Consider the following 16174-nt stretch of genomic DNA (forward strand, 5'->3'; position numbering starts at 1 on the left):
CTCAACGCCCCCTGCGTTCCAGAAGCACCGCCGACAGCGCGATCACCCCGCCCCACACCCCCAAGGCGTACACGTACAGCAGCGGCAGGCCGAACAGCGTGTCCCCGGCGCCGAAGACGCGCAGCAGCGGCGGGTTGAAGGCGACCACGCCGAACAGGAACAGCGCGATTAGCCGGTCGGTGGCCGCCCGGCGCGGTGGAGGGGGAATGGGTTGCGGGGCGGGCCCGCCGGTCAAAAGGCGCGCTCCCGCGCCGCCAGCTCGACGATGATGTTGGCGCCGCGGATGGCGTCGTCGAGCGTGCGGACGTCGCGTTCCTTGAGCATCTCCACCATGCGCAGGAAGACCGCGGCGGTGACGAGGCTGTCGCCCAGCGCCGTGTGGCGGTCCACCACCTCGATCCCCAGCCGCTCGGCGATGCCGTCCAGGGTGTGGTCGCCCCCCTCGCCGAGCAGCATCCGCGACAGCAGCATGGTGTCGAGCACCGGGCTGTCGAAACGCACGCCCGAGACCCGCTCCTTCATCTTCAGGAATTTCAGGTCGAAGGCGGCGTTGTGGGCGATCAGCACCGCGCCCGACACGAAGCCGCGGAACTGCGGCAGCACCTTGTCGATGGTCGGCTTGTCGGCCACCATCGCGTCGGTGATGCCGTGGAAGGGGATCGATTCCGGCGGGATGCTCCGCTTCGGGTTGACCAGCGTGTTGAAGGTCTCGCCGGTCAGGATGCGCCCGCCGACGACGCGCACGGCGGCGATCTGGATGATCTCGTCGCCGGTGCTGGGCGACAGGCCGGTCGTCTCGGTGTCGAAGACCACGTAATGGAGCTGGTCGAGCGGTGTGCGGCCAAGCTCGCTGGTGGCCAGCGGCTGGTGCAGCAGGTTGAAGTCGAAGAACTCCGGCCGCGCCCCGCCGCGCGCCGCGGTGTGCGCCGACGGCGGCTTCAGCGCGGGCGGCAGCGGCACGCGCAGGCGCGACAGCAGCTCGCCCTCCGATCCCGGCCCCTTCACCGGCTCGCTCCACATCGTGCTCTTGTGGTGCTGGAGCACGTCGCCGACCGTCAGGCCGCCCAGCGCGTCGGGCAGCGGGTGGTCGAGCCAGCTGTCCACGATGCCGCTGGGCACCGACGGGCCGCGCCAGGTGATGTCCAGATAGACCCAGCGGTCTCCGGGCTCCACCGACAGGTCGTAGGCGGGGACCCCGGTCAGCGCGTAGACGTACTCGATCAGATAGCCGAACAGGATGACGAGGCTGTAGCTGTCGCCGTGCACCCATTGCGGCAGGCCGGTCAGCGTCACGCCGTACTGCGCCTCCGGCCCGACCCGGTGGCGGATCAGGTTGATGAGGTTGGTGGAGTGGATGTCGCTCATCGGCCAGGAGCCGGTGACGACGCTGCGGTACGCGTTGGTGACGCGGGCCAGCCGCTCCGACAGGGTGTTGGAGGACTCCATCAGGGCGGCCTGGAAGGCGGCGCGCTCCTCCGGCCCCAGCTCCGGCGTGTCGTCCAGCGTCTCCAGAACGGCGCGCAGGTTGGCGATGGGGGCGCAGAAGCCCTCCGTCGCCTCGCGCAGCAGGGCGTCGCGCTGGCCGAGCGCGGCCAGCTCGCTGGTGGCGTCGGACAGGGTGATGACGTAGCCGGTGATCGTCGGCGGTTCGTCCGATCCCTCCGGCGGGTCCTGCAGGATGGCGCTCATGCGCCCGGCCAGCAGGATGCGGCCGTCCGTGGTGGCGCCGACGAACTGGGCGGTGGTGCCGTGCTCGTGCTCGACGTGCCGCCCCTCGCGCACGCGCAGGGTCAGCCGCTCCAGCGTGTGGATGACCGGCTCCGCCACCACGAAATGCAGCAGCGAGCGGCCCAGCCCGAGGTCGCCGGCCAGATGCAGGATGTCGAGCGCCGTCTGGTTGTAGAGAAGGATCTGATGCTTGAGGTTGCAGACCAGGACGCCTTCGTGCAGGTCGCGCAGGACGGCGGCGAGCCGCGTCTTCTGCTCCTCCGCCTTGGCGGTCGATTCCGCGACGGTGCGCGCGGTGTCGCGGCGGGCGGCGGCCAGCTTGTCCGACAGCTCGTTGACCGCCCTGGCCACCGGGGCGAGGTCGCCGTAGCGGGCCAGCGGGATGCGCGCGCCGGTCTTGCCGTCGGCGGTGCCATGGGCGATCAGCCCGGCCTCGCGGCTCAGCGTTTCCGAGGCGCGCAGCAGCCGCCGGTCGACCAGCCCCCACAGGCCCCAGACCGCGGCGGTGACGGCGGCGGTCATGGTGACGGCGTAGGTGACGAAGGCGTTGGGGTCGTTGTTCGCGCTGAAGCCGACCGCGGCCCCCGCCGACAGCAGGGGCAGGCCGACGCCGGCGGCGCGGAAGGCCAGGGGGATGATCCGGCGCGGTTCCGCCGGGGTGGCCGGGGTGGCCGGGGTGGTTGACGGAGCGGCGGCTCCGGTGCTTCCGGTGGTCGCCGGGGCGCTCATGGCTGAGGCTCCGCGGCGCCGCCCGGCGCGCCGTCCTGGTGGTTGTCGGGGGTCAGGTACTTGCGGACGGTGGCGACGAGGTCGCGGGTCGAGAAGGGCTTGGTGATGTAGTCGGTGGCGCCCAGCGCCATGCCCTTCTGCCGCTCCACGTCGCGGCTCTTGGCCGTCAGCATGATGATGGGCAGCGACTGGTAGGCGGGGTCGGCGCGCAGCGACTGGCAGACGTCGAACCCGTCGCGCCGCGGCATCATGGCGTCCAGCAGGATCAGGTCGGGCGTGCTTTCCGCAACCGATTCAAGGGCTTCCTCGCCGTTGCGGGCGATGCGCACGGCAAAGCCCGCCTTCTGCAGCAAAACCTGCAGCGACAGGACGATGCTGGGCTCGTCGTCGGCGACCAGGATCGTCGGCTTCATACCAGGGTTTCCTCCGGTTCGCCGGTCTGATGCGCCGGCTTCTTGCGGGCTGCGCTTGTTCTAATATGCGTGCCTGTTCAATCCCATGTTAGCGGCAAGGAGAAGGACAGATCAAGACGAAGCCCGTCCGCAATACCGAAATTGCGGACGGGCTTTTGCAAAGGAAAGAAGCGGAATAGAGGGAAGCGACAGTTTGTCGCGGCGGCGCCGTTGCCTGCGGTCAGCGCGTCGAGACGACGATGGGCTGCGCTTCCACCTTGCCCTTCAGCGACGCGGCGGCCTGACGGGCGGCGGCGGTGTCGGCGTAGCCGCCGACGCGGACGACGTGCCAGGAGCGCTGCTCGGCGTCGGTCCAGTCCAGCGCGTAGGCGTTGAAGCCGAGACCGCGCAGGCGGCGGACCAGCCCCTCGGCGTTGTCGGCCTGCTGGAAGGACCCGACCTGCACGGCGTAGCGCCCGTCCGCAGCGACGGCGGACGCCGGCGGCGTCAGCACGCCCGAGGACGGCGCCGTGGCGGGCGGCGTGGAGGCGGGCGTCGTGGAGGCGGGCGTCGTGGAGGCTGTCTTGGGGGCCGGCTTGGCGGGTTGCGGCGCCGGGCGCGCCACGGCGGCCGGACGCTGGGGCGCGGCCGGCGGAGGCGGGGCCGAGAGCATGGCCTGAAGCTCCGCCGTTTCCGCGGACTTCACCGGGGCGGGCGCCTTGGCGGGCTCGGCCGGGGGCGGGGCGATGGTCGAAACCGGCGGATGCGCCGGGGTCTTCGCGCTCTCCGCCGTTTCCACGGGGTGCGGCGCGGGTTCGGCCGGCTTGGCGGCGGCGGGGGTGGGCGAGGGCAGGGCCGGCGGTTCCGGCACCTTCAGCGCCGGCGGCGGAATCTGCGGCAGCGCCATGGGCGGCGTGGCCACGGCGGGCGCCGGTGCGGCCGGAGCGACGACCGTCTGCGTCTGCATCGGCGGCTGCGGTTGGGCCGGGGTCGTTTGGGCCTGGGTCGGTTGGACTGGCGCGGGGGCCGCGCGCGTGATGAGCGGTTCCGGTTTGGCCTGGGCCGGAGCCACGGCGCTGGGCGAGCCGCCGCCGGGGGCCGGGGCGCTGGGGACGGCGGTGATGAGCGGCGCCGGGGGCGCGGACGGCGCTTCCCCGCCCTGGTCCAGCATCACGACGACCGCGCCGATGCCGATGGCGGCGGCGAGCGCCGCGGCGATCTTGCCGATGGGCAGATGCCGCTCCGCCTTCCGCCCGGCGTCCGGGGACAGGAGATCGTCATCCTCCGCCGGGTCGGCCTTCAGGTCGTCGTTGAGGGCGCGCAGAAGGCGGGCGATGTCGTCCCTGGCCTCCCCGCCATCGTCGGCGGGGGCATCGGCCATGGGGCGCGCCTTGTGATCCGCCGTCCGACCGGCGGCCTTCATCTCATCCTTGAACGTCACGGCGGCGTGCGCACCCAGTTGAAGATCGCAAGGAATCAGCAGTCACGGGACCGCGGCCCCGAAAGGGGCGCGCGGCGTTCCAAAGACCTTCTACTGTATTTCGACGTTCGTTCAAACGCCGATGCGACGAATTGGCGTGAGAAAGTTGGGCCGGAAGCGCGCCCAGGGCGCTTCAGGCCGCCGACCGGTAGGGATGTTCGGCCATCCAATGGCGGGCGATGTCCAGCCGGGTGGCGACCCACGCCTTGTCGTGGCCCCGCACATAGTCGAGGAAACGGGCCAGCGCCGCGGCGCGCCCCGGGCGCCCGACCAGACGGCAGTGCAGCCCGATCGACATCATCTTCGGCTGGTCTTCGCCTTCGGCGTAGAGCACGTCGAAGCTGTCCTTCAGGTAGGTGAAGAACTGCTCGCCGGTGTTGAAGCCCTGGTTGGTCGCGAAGCGCATGTCGTTGGCGTCAAGCGTGTAGGGCACGATGAGCTGCGGCCGGCCGAAGCGGTCGTCCCAATAGGGCAGGTCGTCGGCGTAGCTGTCGGCGTTGTAGAGGAAGCCGCCCTCCTCCGACACCAGCTTCCAGGTGTTGGGGCTGCACCGCCCCAGATACCAGCCGAGCGGGCGGGACCCGGTGACGCGGGTGTGGATCTCGATGGCGCGCAGCATGTGCTCGCGCTCCACCTCTTCCGGCAGATGCTGGTAGTCGATCCAGCGGTAGCCGTGGGTGGCGATCTCCCACCCGGCGTCCAGCATGGCGCGGACGGCGTCCGGGTTGCGCTCCAGCGCCATGGCGACGCCGTAGACGGTCACCGGCAGGCCGCGCTCCGTGAACATCCGGTGCAGCCGCCAGAATCCGGCGCGGGACCCGTACTCGTAGATCGACTCCATGTTCATGTGCCGCATGCCGACGATGGGCTGGGCGCCGACGATCTCCGACAGGAAGGCCTCCGACGCGGCGTCGCCGTGCAGGACGCAGTTCTCCCCGCCCTCCTCGTAGTTGATGACGAACTGCACCGCCACCCGCGCGCCGCCCGGCCAGTTGGCGTGCGGCGGACGGGACCCGTAGCCGATCAGGTCGCGCGGGTAGGTCTGGGACATGGCGGGTGCGCTCCGTTGGGAAGAGGGACGGTCAGGAGGCGGAGGACGAGGACTTTTCGGCCGGCGGCTCCTCCGGCACCTGATGGCGCAGGATCAGCGGGGCCTGGAGGGCGCTGAACAGCAGGGTCAGCGGCATGATGCCGAACACCTTGAAGTTCACCCAGGCGTCGGTGGTCATGGTGCGCCACACCACCTCGTTCAGCGCGGCCAGTAGCAGGAAGAACCACGCCCAGCGGATCGCCAGCGTGCGCCACCCCGCGTCGGACAGGTTCAGAACCGACCCCAGGACATGCTTCAGCACGTTGCGCCGCGTCAGGTGCGCCGTGAACAGGACCGCGGCGAACAGCAGATTGACCAGCGTCGGCTTGATCTTGATGAACAGGTCGTCCTGGAGCCACAGCGTCAGCCCGCCGAACAGCAGGACGAAGCCCGCCCCGACCACCGGCATCACCGGCACCTTGCGTTCGAACCGCCAGGAGATCAGGACGGAGATGCTGGTCGCCACCATGAACACGGCGGTGCCGATCATGATGCCGGCCTGGGAATTGGCGATGAAGAAGGCCGCCAGCGGGCCGGCTTCGATCAGCAGTCGGGCGTATTGGTTCATGATCCTCACATAGACCGAACCGGGCCCGGGATAAAGAGGGAAGCGGGGGGACGCCCCCGCTCCCGGTCAGAACCGGTAGGAGGCGCGGATCGAGCCGTAGTTGCTGTATGATTTCTGCCCCTCGAACTCCGGCGACAGGAAATTCTGGGCGTAGGAGATGCCGAAGGGGCCGTAGCGCAACGCCACGCCGAGCTGGAAGGCGGCGACGAAGTTGTGCTTGTCCACCGACCGGCTGTCGCGGAAGCTGTTGCCGTCGAGGAAGATGTTGCGGGCGACGGCGCGCCCCTCCGCCCCGGCGTAGACGTACCAGGAGAAGGGCGGGCGCGGGGCGCCGGAGGCCACGCTGTCCTGGTAGGGGATGCTGGCCGTCGGACGGAGGATCAGCGCGCCGACCGGCGGCGCCATGTTGCCGCCCAGCCGCATCGTGACGCCCGCCCCGCCGAAGGTCAGGACGTTGCCGACGCTGCCGGCGACGTGGGGGCTGATGTCGGCCTCGAAGGGGCCGATGCGGGCCGGGCGCTCGGCGCGCCAGACATGCTCGTAGCTGAGGATGATGCCGGGCTCGTTCTTGAGCTGGTAGTCCCAGCCCTCCGGCCAGCGGGCGCCGGGAACGATGCGGTGCACCGCCTTCTGGGTCTGCTCCGCCAGCGAGGCCGGGCCGACCATGCCGAGGTCCAGGTCGATGCGGTCCACCTGCCGCGTCTCCTCCGCGATCACCGACAGGCGGCCGTACAGCCAGCCGGCGTAGGGACGGTCGGTGGGGTCGGGGATCGGCTTGGTGATGTCGCTGGGGGTGTACATGTTCTGGCCGAAGGCGATGCCGTAGCGCCGCACCCCATGCTCGCCGATCCACGGGACGAGGTTGGCCAGCCAGTCGATGTTGCCGTAGGTCGGGCGGTCGCCGGAGACGTAGTAGAACTGGACTCCGTTCGTGTAGTAACGGTCGGTGCCGCCGCCGAACAGGTCGTTGTCGACCCAGGCACCGATGGACGCACCGGACCGGGGCGTGGTTTCCGCCGGCGGAGCGGTGCCGGTGTTCGGAAGGCTGTCCGCCTCTGGTGCGCTTTGGGCCAGCACCGGCCCCGCCGCCAGCCCGAGAGAAAGGGCGGCGATCACGCTCCAACCTGCACGCACGGCCATAATGGTCGACTTCCCTTCGTTGCCGAGCACCCTAAGATAAGACGCGGGCGCCCTTTGGCGCCTGCACTTTCGGGTGGGGCAAAATGGCTTTCGGAGGGCGGCTTACTGGAAGGCCGCCTCGGCGAAGCTGCGCAGCTTGCGGGAATGCAGCGTCTCCATGCCGTGCTCGCGCAGAAGCTCCATGGCGAACACGCCGATCTTCAGATGCTGGTCCACCCGCTCGCGGTAGAAGCGGTCGGCCATGCCCGGCAGCTTTAACTGCCCGTGCATCGGCTTGTCGGAGACGCAGAGCAGCGTGCCGTAGGGGACGCGGAAGCGGAAGCCGTTGGCGGCGATGGTGGCGCTTTCCATGTCCAGCGCGACGGCGCGGCTCTGGCTGAAGCGCATCAGCGGCTCGCGGTGGTCGCGCAGTTCCCAGTTGCGGTTGTCGATGGTCGCCACGGTGCCGGTGCGCATGATGCTCTTCAGCGCGTAGCCGGACAGGCCGGTCACCCGCTCCACCGCGGTCTCCAGGGCGCGCTGCACCTCGGCCAGCGCCGGGACGGGCACCCAGGTCGGCAGGTCGGCGTCCAGCACATGGTCGTCGCGGACATAGCCGTGGGCCAGCACATAGTCGCCCAGCCGCTGCGTGCTGCGCAGCCCGGCGCAATGGCCCAGCATGATCCAGGCGTGCGGGCGCAGCACGGCGATGTGGTCGGTGATCGTCTTGGCGTTGGACGGGCCGACGCCGATGTTGACCAGCGTGATGCCGTTGCCGTCCGGGCGGGTCAGGTGGTAGGCGGGCATCTGCGGCAGGCGGAGCAGCCGCGCGCCGTTGGTGGGCGCCTCGCCGGGGGTGCCCCCCAGATTGGCGTTGTGAACGATGACGCCGCCGGGCTCCACGAAGCGGTCGTACTGGCTGCGGTAGGCGGCCAGCTCGGGATCGCCGGTCGGCTCCATGATCTCGCGGGCCATGCGGATGAACTCGTCCACATAGAACTGGTAGTTCGTGAACAGGACGAAGTTCTGGAAATCCTCCGGCGCCGTCGCCGTGTAGTGGCGCAGCCGGTGCAGCGAGAAATCCACCCGCGGCGCGGTGAACAGGGCCAGCGGCTTCACCGCGTCCAGCGACTCCTCGTAGGTGCCGTTGACGATGGTGTCGTCCATGCGGGCGAGGTCGGGCAGGTCGAACAGGTCGGGCAGGCCGGCCAGCCGCTCCGGCGTCAGGTCGCCCTCGACGTGCATGCCCTGGGGGAAGGCGAAATGGATGGGGATCGCCTCGTCGCTGACGCCGACCTCCAGCGGGACATGGTGGTTGCGCAGCAGGAGCGAGAACTGTTCGCGGTAGTAGCGGTCGAACAGGTCGGGGCGGGTCAGCGTCGTGGCGTAGGTGCCTGGCCCCTCGACGAAGCCGTAGGCCAGCCGGGTGTCCACCGTGGCCGCCGAGGCGGTGGAGAGGCGGACATAGGGATAGTGGGCCTGCTCCCGCCGGCCGCCATCCTCGCCGCGGGTGAAGGCGGCGAAGCGGTCCCGCAGATAGGTGGTGTTGCGGTCGTAGAGGTTCTTGACGAGGGCCAGGGCGGCGTCCGCGTCGGTGAAACGCTCGACAGGACCGGGGGGAACGGGGGAGGGGGAGGTCTGGGCAGCCGTCATAGTCTTCAGATAGGGCTTGGGCGTGGCGGCCGGAAGCCCTTTTCTCGTCCTGCCCGACCGCCCGCCGCCGGCCCGCGTTGCGGGCGCCGCTACTGCGACGGCAGCCCCATCAGCGACTTGGCGAACTGGTCGGCGTCGAAGGGGCGCAGGTCGTAGACGCCCTCGCCGATGCCGATGGCGTGCACCGGCAGCTTGAAGCGCTCGGCCAGCGAGACCAGAACGCCGCCGCGCGCCGAGCCGTCCAGCTTGGTCAGGATCAGGCCGGAGACGTTCACCATGTCGCGGAACACCTCCACCTGATTGTGCGCGTTCTGGCCGGTGGTGGCGTCCAGCGTCAGCAGGGTGGTGTGCGGGGCGCTCTCGTCCACCTTCTTGATGACGCGGACGATCTTGCGCAGCTCCTCCATCAGGCCGGCCTTGTTCTGCAGGCGGCCGGCGGTGTCGATCAGCAGGATGTCCACGCCCTGGCGCCGCGCCTCCTCCAGCGCGTCGAAGGCGAGGCCGGCGGCGTCGGCCCCGGTGTCGCGGGCGATCACCGGACAGCCGGTGCGCTCGCCCCAGATCTTCAGCTGGCTGACCGCGGCGGCGCGGAAGGTGTCGCCGGCGGCCAGCATGACCGTCTTGCCCTCGGCGCGGAACTGGCGGGCCAGCTTGCCGATGGTCGTCGTCTTGCCGGTGCCGTTGACGCCGACCACCAGGATGACGTGCGGCTTCAGCGCGGCGTCGATGACCAGCGGCTTGGCCACCGGGCCGACGATCTTCGCCACCTCGGCGGCCAGCGTGGCCTTGACCTCCTCCGGGCTGACCTCCTTGCCGAAGCGGGTGCGGGCCAGCTCCGCCGTCACCTTGGCCGCCGTGGTCGGGCCGAGGTCGGCGGTGATGAGCAGCTCCTCCAGCTCCTCCAGCGCCTCGTCGTCGAGCTTGCGCTTGGTGAAGATGCCGGAGATGCCCTCGGTCAGCTTGGACGAGGACTTGGACAGGCCGTCCTTCAACCGGGCGAACCAGCCCTTCTTGGGCTTCTCCTCCTCGGCGGTCAGGGCCACGGGGAGGTCGTCGCGGGCGATCTCCGGCGTGTCCTCGCGCTCCTCCGGCCCGGACGGCGGGGCGATGGGCGGCGGAGGCGGGGTCTCGACCGCGGGCGGGGGCGGCAGCTCGGGTTCCGGCACCGGCTCGGGCTCCGGGGCCGGCGGCTCCTCGGCGACCGGTTCCGGAACAGGCGGCTCCTGGAGCGGCTCTTTGGCGAGCGGCTTTTCGGCGACCGGCTCGGCGGGGACCGCTTCCGGAAGCGGGGCGGTCGTTTCGTCCTTGCGGGCTTGCTCTTCGGGCTTCTTGCGGCCGAACCAACGCAGGATCATGGTGTGTCCACTGTTCTCAAGGGGGGTGCCGGTCAGCGCGCCGCCGGCCACGCCGGTGACCGTGGCGCGCAGGACGGAGCCGGGAGGCCGGGGCGTGCCCAGGCGGATTTCGGCGAAATGCTGGGTGCGGCCGAGATCGTCCTTCTCGACCAGCACCGACACCTCGCGCCCGACCAGCGAGGCCAGCGTGCGCGCCTCGGCCTCGGCGCCGCGCGCGCGCAGACGGGCCGCGCGCTCCTTGCGGAGGCCGCCGTCGACCTGCGGCATGCGGGCGGCCGGGGTGCCGGGGCGCGGGCTGTAGGGGAAGACGTGCAGCCAGGTCAGGCCGCACTCCTCGACCAGCCGCAGCGTGTTCTCGAACATCTCGTCGGTTTCCGTGGGGAAACCGGCGATGAAGTCGGCGCCGAAGACCATGTCGGGGCGCAGGGAGCGCACGCGCTCGCAGAAGGCGATGGCGTCGGCGCGGCTGTGCCGGCGCTTCATGCGCTTCAGGATCATGTCGTCGCCGGCCTGGAGCGACAGGTGGAGGTGCGGCATCAGCCGCGGCTCCGTCTCGATCAGCCGCCACAGGTCGTCGTCGATCTCGATGCAGTCGAGCGAGGACAGGCGCAGCCGCGGCAGCTCCGGCACCAGCGCCAGCAGGCGGCGCACCATCTGCCCCAGCGTCGGCGTGCCCGGCAGGTCGGGGCCGAAGCTGGTGATGTCCACGCCGGACAGCACCACCTCGTTGTAGCCGGCCTTGACCAGCGCCTGCACCTGCTCCACCACCGCGCCGATCGGGACGGAGCGCGAGGGGCCGCGGCCATAGGGGATGATGCAGAAGGTGCAGCGGTGGTCGCAGCCCTGCTGGACCTGGACGAAGGCGCGCGCCCGGTCCTCGAACCCGCCGATCAGGTGGCCGGCGGTCTCCTTGACCGACATGATGTCGTTGACCAGCACCTTCTCCGCCGGGGCCAGGCCCCAGCTTTCCGGCTGCAGCTTCTCCTGGTTGCCCAGGACCTGATCGACCTCCGGCATGGCGCCGTAGCGCTGCGGGTCGATCTGGGCGGCGCAGCCGGTCACCACGATGCGGGCGTTCGGCCGCTCGCGGCGCAGCTTGCGGATGGTCTGGCGCGCCTGCCGTTCCGCCTCCGAGGTCACCGCGCAGGTGTTGACGATGACGACGTCCTCAAGCCCGGCGTTGCGGGCGTGGGTGCGCATCACCTCGGATTCGTAGGTGTTCAGGCGGCAGCCGAAGGTGACGATCTCCGGCTCGTTGGTCACAGTGTCGCTCATGCTCTTTCAGCCTAACAGGCGGCCATTGATTCAGGTGGCCGCCAACTCCGCGGACAGCCGCCCGCTGTAGCTGAGGGCGACCGGACCGGTCATCAGGACACGGCCGTCCTCTCGCCATTCGATGGTCAGGGTGCCGCCGTCGAGGATCACGTCGACCTTGCGGCCGGTCAGCCCGCGGCGGATCGCGGCGACCGCGGAGGCGCAGGCGCCGGTCCCGCAGGCCTGGGTGATGCCGGCCCCGCGCTCCCACACCCGCATGCGGACGGCGGTGGGGGACAGCACCTGGACGAACTCGACGTTGGTACGCTCGGGGAAGGCCGGGTGATTCTCGAACACCGGGCCGACCTCGGCCAGCGGCACCGCCTCGGCGTCGTCCACGAAGAAGACGGCGTGCGGGTTGCCCATGCTGACCGCGGTGGGGCCGGCGAAGCCGCCGTGCGACACCGCGTCGAGGCGCAGCGTGTCCGCCGGCTCCGCCAGCGGGATCTGCGCCCAGTCCAGATTGGCCGGGCCCATGTCCACGGTGATGCGCCCGTTGTCGGCGCGGCTGGCCTGAAGGACGCCGGCGTTGGTTTCGAAGGCGACGCGCTCCGCCCCCGCCTCCTCCATCAGCAGCCAGCCGACGCAGCGCGAGGCGTTGCCGCAGGCCGACACCTCGCCGCCGTCGGCGTTGCGGATGCGCATGAAGCCCGCCGTGCCGTCCGTTTTCGCCGGCTCGATCACGATGAACTGGTCGCAGCCCACCCCGGTCTTGCGGTCGGCGATGGCCCGCACCTCGGCCTCGGCCGGCGTGTACGGCGTGTTGCGGGCGTCGATCACGACAAAGTCGTTGCCGAGCCCGTGCATCTTCAGGAATTCGCGCGTCATGACCGCCGTTATATGGCGACCGGGCCCGCGGAGTCCATGGCCGCACGGGGGACCGTGGCAAACAGTTCACGGGATCGTCGGGGGAGTCAGTGGGTTTCGGCCCCGCCGCTGTCCGCCGCGTCGCCGTCGGGCAGGGTGGCGGGCAGGGTGGCGCCCGACACCGGGGGAATGCCCTCGAGCAGGTCGAGCATCCGGGCGAGCGTGTCCTCCGACTCGGGCCGCGGCGGGGTTCCGCCGGTCCGCTCCCACGCCTCGTAGTCCCAGCCCGCGGCGCCCATCGCCATGTCGGGCAGGGTGAAATGCCCGTCCATGGCGTGGGTCTGCGGTCCGTCCGCGCGGGACAGCCCGACCAGCAGGGCGATGGACACGGTGACCCCAGCCACCCAGGCCCATAGCACGTCGCTGTTGTTCATGGCTCCCTCCCGGCTCCTTGCCAAGGCAGGTCGGTGTCGGGGCCATTCCCGTTGGATGCGCCCCATTCCATGGACGTCGGGTGTCCGCGGCGGCGCACAATAAGGCTTCGGGAGATATCCGGAAGGAGAGGTTGCCCCTGGGGGCCCGAAGGTCAGGCGCCCTTGAAGACCAGATGCTTGGAGGCGGCGAAGTTCAGCGCCATGCCGGACAGCGAGCCGGCGGCGACGGCCAGCACCGGGTGGGCCTCGGCCAGCGGCAGGGCGGCTTCCAGCCCGACCGAGACGCCGTAGTTCACCGCCCCGCCGAAGGCGTTGGCGGCCAGGAAGGTCGCCCATTGCCGGTAGAGCGGCGCGTCGGCCGCCCCGCGGAAGGTGAAGGCGCGGTTCAGCGCGAAGGTCGTGGTGGCGGCGGCCAGATAGGCCGGGACGCGGGCGGCGAAGAACTCCAGCCCGGCGCCGAAGACCAGGGCGTAGACCACGGCGGTGTCCACCACCAGACCGACCACGCCGACCAGGCCGAACTTGCCGAACTGCACGGCCAGCCGTCCGAGCCGGCCGTCGGGCAGGGAGCCGATGAGGTTGCCCATGGTCAGGACCCGGCGGCCTTGCGGACCGGATGGACGCCCGGCGCGGGGATGGAGAGGTAGCGCATGCGCTTGGCCTCGCGGCGGCCCAGCGTGACCGTGTCGAGGATCAGCCCGCAGGTCAGGCTGAGGAAGCCCAGCAGCATCAGCCCGGTGGACAGCACGGCGGTGGGCAGGCGCGGCACCAGCCCGGTCTGCAGGTAGGTCACCACCACCGGCCAGGCGAGGATCACCGACGCCGCGGCCAGCGCCGCGAAGATGGCGAAGAAGAAGGGCAGGGGGCGCTCCTCCTTCACCAGATTGACGATGGTGCGCAGGATGCGGATGCCGTCGCGGATCGTGTTCAGCTTGCTGTGCGATCCCGGCGGGCGGTCCTTGTAGGGCGCCTTGATCTCGGCGATGGGCATGTTCAGCTCCAGCGCGTGGACGGTCAGCTCCGTCTCCGTCTCGAAGCCGCTGGCCAGCGCCGGGAAGGACTTGATGAAGCGCCGAGAGAAGACGCGGTAGCCGGACAGCATGTCGTGGATGCGGTTGCCGAAGATCAGCGCGACCATGCCGGTCAGCAGCTTGTTGCCGAAGCGGTGGCCGGGCCGGTAGGCCTTGACGATCTCGGTGACGCGGGCGCCGTTGACCATGTCGAGCTGGTCCTCCCACAGCCGCTTGACCATCAGCGGCACGGAGGGTGCGTGGTAGGTGTCGTCGCCGTCCACCAGCACATAGACGTCGGCCTCGATGTCGGAGAACATGCGGCGCATGACGTTGCCCTTGCCCTGCAACGGCTCGTGCCGGACGACGGCACCGGCGGCCTTCGCCACCTCCACCGTGCGGTCGGACGAGTTGTTGTCGTAGACGTAGACCGTCGCGTCGGGCAGCGCCGCCTGGAAGTCGCGCACGACGGCGGCGATGGCCGCCTCCTCGTTGTAGCAGGGGATCAGCACCGCGACGATGGGAGCCACCGCGGGCGCCGTGTCCGGGGCCGAAATAGGGGCTGCGGACGTCGCGGGGCGGTCGATGGAATAGTCGGCCGGTCGATCAATGGTGGAGACGGTCATGGCGATGCGCTTCGAAACGGTGCCGATGTAGGGTTAAACAGCACAATCGCCTGATTTAATCCACTGACCTTTCATGGTCCGCCATGCGCGTCACGGCGCAGAGGTTCAGCGGCTCGCCCAGGTTGTTGAGAATGACGCGGCAGTTGTCCTGCGCCACCCGCAGCCCCAGCAGGGCGGCGGCTTTCGCGGCGCCGGGCGTGTCGGGGATGGTGCTGAGCATCAGGAAGCGCCCGCGGTGCGCCCCCACCTTGTCCTGCATCAGCGCGAGGTAGCCGTTGCCGACCGAGTCCGGCTGGAGGAAGTTGGACTGGATGCGCACGAAGGGGATGCGCGGCGGGAAGGCCGGAACGACGTGGGAGATCGCCCAGTAGCCGGCCATCAGCACCATCGTGTCGTCGGGGTCCTCGATGGGCGGCACGACGGCCTCCACCCAATGCTCGCTCCACGGCACGCGGCCCCAGTCGGCGGGCCGGGCGGTGGCCTGGACCAGCAGCAGGAGCAGCGCCGCCAGGGCGAGCGCCGCCCGGCGCGGCACCGGCAGCAGGCCCGCCGCCATGACGATGGCCAGCGGGGCCAGCATCTCCAGCGGCACCAGGTAGCGGTAGATGCAGAACATCCCCACCCACAGCGCGTAGGTCACCGCCATGGCGGTCAGCAGGTAACGTGTGGCGGCCTTCTCGGTCAGTTCCGCCGACGGTTGGCGGAAGGCCAGTCCGAGCAGCGCCAAAGCGGCGGCGGCGGGCACGAGGAGGAACAGCACCAGGACGCGCAGGTCGAAGAAGGGGACCTCGCCGACCTTCAGCGGCGCGAAGGGGAAGACCAGAGGGAAGAGCAGCCGCTCCAGCCGGGAGTCCGGGAAGAAGCTGACGTTGACGTAGCCGGACAGCGCGGCGAAGGGCGATTTGAAGATCTGGTTCATGTGCGGGAAGACGGGATTCCCGTATTCCACCCACAGATGGGCCATCCAGAAGCCGCCGCACAGCGCCAGCCCGCCGAGCACGCCGAGGCCGAAGACGAAGGCCAGCCACAGCCGCCGCCAGGGCCGGGCCGGCAGCGCCAGGAAGGCGAGGCAGAGCCCGACCGCGTAGATCACCGTCGGGTTCTTCATGCCCATCGCCGCCCCGGCCAGCAGCCCCGCCGCGCCCGCCCGCGCGAGGGCGCCCGGCGCCGGCCCGCCGATCAGCCGCGGCAGCGACCCGGCCACCACGACCAGCGCGCCGAGCACGCCCAGGCTGACCATGTTGTCGTGGAAGGTGGTGCCGAGCAGCCCCAGCGTGCCGCCGCCGAAACCGGCCATCACCGCCAGCAGGGCGGCCAGGGCCACCCGCTGCCCCGCGCCGCCGACGCGCAGCGTGGCGTGGGCCAGAAGGAAGGCCAGAGCCAGGTTCAGCCCGTGCAGCGTCCCCCAGACGAAGCCCGCCGCGCGCGCCGGCAGATGGCTGGCGAGCAGGTAGAAGGGGACGTCCAGCAGGGGGTTGTAGAAGCTGGGCATCTGCGCCGGCAGCATGTCCATGCCCAGCCGTCCGGTCAGCAGGGCGTAGGCGTTGTACCAATGGTAGTTCCGCAGGTCCCAGTTGGCGTCCATGCCGAGCGCCAGCCCGAGCAGGCCGTAGAGCGGCGGGGCCAGCAGCAGGAAGGCGAACGCCGCGGTGCGCGGGCGGGGGGCGGTGGGGAGCAAGGTCATGAAGGTCGCGGAACCCAGGGAAGCGTCGGCCCCTTGGTAGGCGAGGGGGCGCCCCACAGCAAGGACGCGATGCCGGACCGCCCCCCTCGAGACCCCTGCGAAGACCCCCCTGAGGACCGTGGCGGAGGGAAATCGGGAGCAATTTCGTTGCGTCCGGCTGTGTTCCGGGATGCGGAATCGCGCGC

At 70.6% G+C, this 16174-nt stretch carries 14 protein-coding genes and 1 pseudogene; all 15 read right to left on the reverse strand.

What is annotated here, in order from left to right:
* Position 1: 1 nt before the first annotated feature.
* Complete coding sequence (locus ABVN73_RS01270) at positions 2 to 235, reverse strand: hypothetical protein (RefSeq protein WP_353858587.1); 234 nt, start codon at positions 233 to 235, stop codon at positions 2 to 4.
* Positions 232 to 2457 carry an exonuclease domain-containing protein gene (locus ABVN73_RS01275; RefSeq protein WP_353858588.1) on the reverse strand — a complete coding sequence of 742 codons (2226 nt, stop codon included), beginning with the start codon at positions 2455 to 2457 and terminating at the stop codon, positions 232 to 234. Before ABVN73_RS01275 ends, ABVN73_RS01270 begins: the two co-directional genes overlap by 4 nt.
* Positions 2454 to 2870, reverse strand: a complete 417-nt coding sequence (locus ABVN73_RS01280; protein ID WP_353858589.1) for a response regulator — start codon at positions 2868 to 2870, stop codon at positions 2454 to 2456. Before ABVN73_RS01280 ends, ABVN73_RS01275 begins: the two co-directional genes overlap by 4 nt.
* A gap of 220 nt (positions 2871 to 3090) precedes the next feature.
* Positions 3091 to 4230, reverse strand: a complete 1140-nt coding sequence (locus ABVN73_RS01285) for an SPOR domain-containing protein (protein ID WP_353858590.1) — start codon at positions 4228 to 4230, stop codon at positions 3091 to 3093.
* Between the two features lie 232 nt (positions 4231 to 4462).
* A complete protein-coding gene (gene puuE, locus ABVN73_RS01290) occupies positions 4463 to 5380 on the reverse strand; it encodes an allantoinase PuuE (RefSeq protein WP_353858591.1) in 918 nt (305 codons plus the stop codon).
* Between the two features lie 31 nt (positions 5381 to 5411).
* The gene (locus ABVN73_RS01295) at positions 5412 to 5987 is read right to left on the reverse strand and encodes a septation protein A (protein ID WP_137139855.1); all 576 of its coding nucleotides are present in this window, start codon (positions 5985 to 5987) and stop codon (positions 5412 to 5414) included.
* 66 nt (positions 5988 to 6053) lie between these two features.
* Positions 6054 to 7127 carry a lipid A deacylase LpxR family protein gene (locus ABVN73_RS01300; protein WP_353858592.1) on the reverse strand — a complete coding sequence of 358 codons (1074 nt, stop codon included), beginning with the start codon at positions 7125 to 7127 and terminating at the stop codon, positions 6054 to 6056.
* A 102-nt stretch (positions 7128 to 7229) separates the two neighbouring features.
* Positions 7230 to 8759: an AMP nucleosidase gene (locus ABVN73_RS01305; RefSeq protein ID WP_353858593.1), complete on the reverse strand. Its 1530-nt coding sequence runs from the start codon at positions 8757 to 8759 to the stop codon at positions 7230 to 7232.
* 89 nt (positions 8760 to 8848) lie between these two features.
* Positions 8849 to 10114 (reverse strand): signal recognition particle-docking protein FtsY, encoded by a 1266-nt coding sequence (ftsY, locus tag ABVN73_RS01310; RefSeq protein ID WP_353859492.1) that lies wholly within the window; start codon positions 10112 to 10114, stop codon positions 8849 to 8851.
* Between the two features lie 18 nt (positions 10115 to 10132).
* Positions 10133 to 11389, reverse strand: a pseudogene (gene mtaB, locus ABVN73_RS01315) (tRNA (N(6)-L-threonylcarbamoyladenosine(37)-C(2))-methylthiotransferase MtaB); the annotation flags it as partial.
* Positions 11390 to 11419: 30 nt separating this feature from the next.
* Entirely contained in the window at positions 11420 to 12256 is an 837-nt protein-coding gene (gene dapF / locus ABVN73_RS01320) for a diaminopimelate epimerase (protein ID WP_353858594.1), read from the reverse strand.
* 86 nt (positions 12257 to 12342) lie between these two features.
* Entirely contained in the window at positions 12343 to 12669 is a 327-nt protein-coding gene (locus ABVN73_RS01325; protein WP_353858595.1) for a hypothetical protein, read from the reverse strand.
* 152 nt (positions 12670 to 12821) lie between these two features.
* Positions 12822 to 13256 (reverse strand): GtrA family protein, encoded by a 435-nt coding sequence (locus ABVN73_RS01330; protein ID WP_353858596.1) that lies wholly within the window; start codon positions 13254 to 13256, stop codon positions 12822 to 12824.
* A gap of 2 nt (positions 13257 to 13258) precedes the next feature.
* Entirely contained in the window at positions 13259 to 14305 is a 1047-nt protein-coding gene (locus tag ABVN73_RS01335; protein ID WP_353858597.1) for a glycosyltransferase family 2 protein, read from the reverse strand.
* 55 nt (positions 14306 to 14360) lie between these two features.
* Positions 14361 to 15989 carry a hypothetical protein gene (locus ABVN73_RS01340; RefSeq protein WP_353858598.1) on the reverse strand — a complete coding sequence of 543 codons (1629 nt, stop codon included), beginning with the start codon at positions 15987 to 15989 and terminating at the stop codon, positions 14361 to 14363.
* Positions 15990 to 16174 lie beyond the last annotated feature (185 nt).

Origin of the sequence: Azospirillum formosense (assembly GCF_040500525.1) — a bacterium.
Taxonomy (GTDB): Bacteria; Pseudomonadota; Alphaproteobacteria; order Azospirillales; family Azospirillaceae; genus Azospirillum; species Azospirillum formosense_A.

Coding starts and splice junctions, on each gene's coding strand:
- ABVN73_RS01275 (WP_353858588.1), bottom strand. CDS start 2,457: ATGAGCGCCCCGGCGACCACCGGAAGCACCGGAGCCGCCGCTCCGTCA.
- ABVN73_RS01305 (WP_353858593.1), bottom strand. CDS start 8,759: ATGACGGCTGCCCAGACCTCCCCCTCCCCCGTTCCCCCCGGTCCTGTC.
- puuE (WP_353858591.1), bottom strand. CDS start 5,380: ATGTCCCAGACCTACCCGCGCGACCTGATCGGCTACGGGTCCCGTCCG.
- ABVN73_RS01300 (WP_353858592.1), bottom strand. CDS start 7,127: ATGGCCGTGCGTGCAGGTTGGAGCGTGATCGCCGCCCTTTCTCTCGGG.
- ABVN73_RS01330 (WP_353858596.1), bottom strand. CDS start 13,256: ATGGGCAACCTCATCGGCTCCCTGCCCGACGGCCGGCTCGGACGGCTG.
- ABVN73_RS01325 (WP_353858595.1), bottom strand. CDS start 12,669: ATGAACAACAGCGACGTGCTATGGGCCTGGGTGGCTGGGGTCACCGTG.
- dapF (WP_353858594.1), bottom strand. CDS start 12,256: ATGACGCGCGAATTCCTGAAGATGCACGGGCTCGGCAACGACTTTGTC.
- ABVN73_RS01285 (WP_353858590.1), bottom strand. CDS start 4,230: ATGGCCGATGCCCCCGCCGACGATGGCGGGGAGGCCAGGGACGACATC.
- ABVN73_RS01335 (WP_353858597.1), bottom strand. CDS start 14,305: ATGACCGTCTCCACCATTGATCGACCGGCCGACTATTCCATCGACCGC.
- ABVN73_RS01295 (WP_137139855.1), bottom strand. CDS start 5,987: ATGAACCAATACGCCCGACTGCTGATCGAAGCCGGCCCGCTGGCGGCC.
- ftsY (WP_353859492.1), bottom strand. CDS start 10,114: ATGATCCTGCGTTGGTTCGGCCGCAAGAAGCCCGAAGAGCAAGCCCGC.
- ABVN73_RS01280 (WP_353858589.1), bottom strand. CDS start 2,870: ATGAAGCCGACGATCCTGGTCGCCGACGACGAGCCCAGCATCGTCCTG.
- ABVN73_RS01340 (WP_353858598.1), bottom strand. CDS start 15,989: ATGACCTTGCTCCCCACCGCCCCCCGCCCGCGCACCGCGGCGTTCGCC.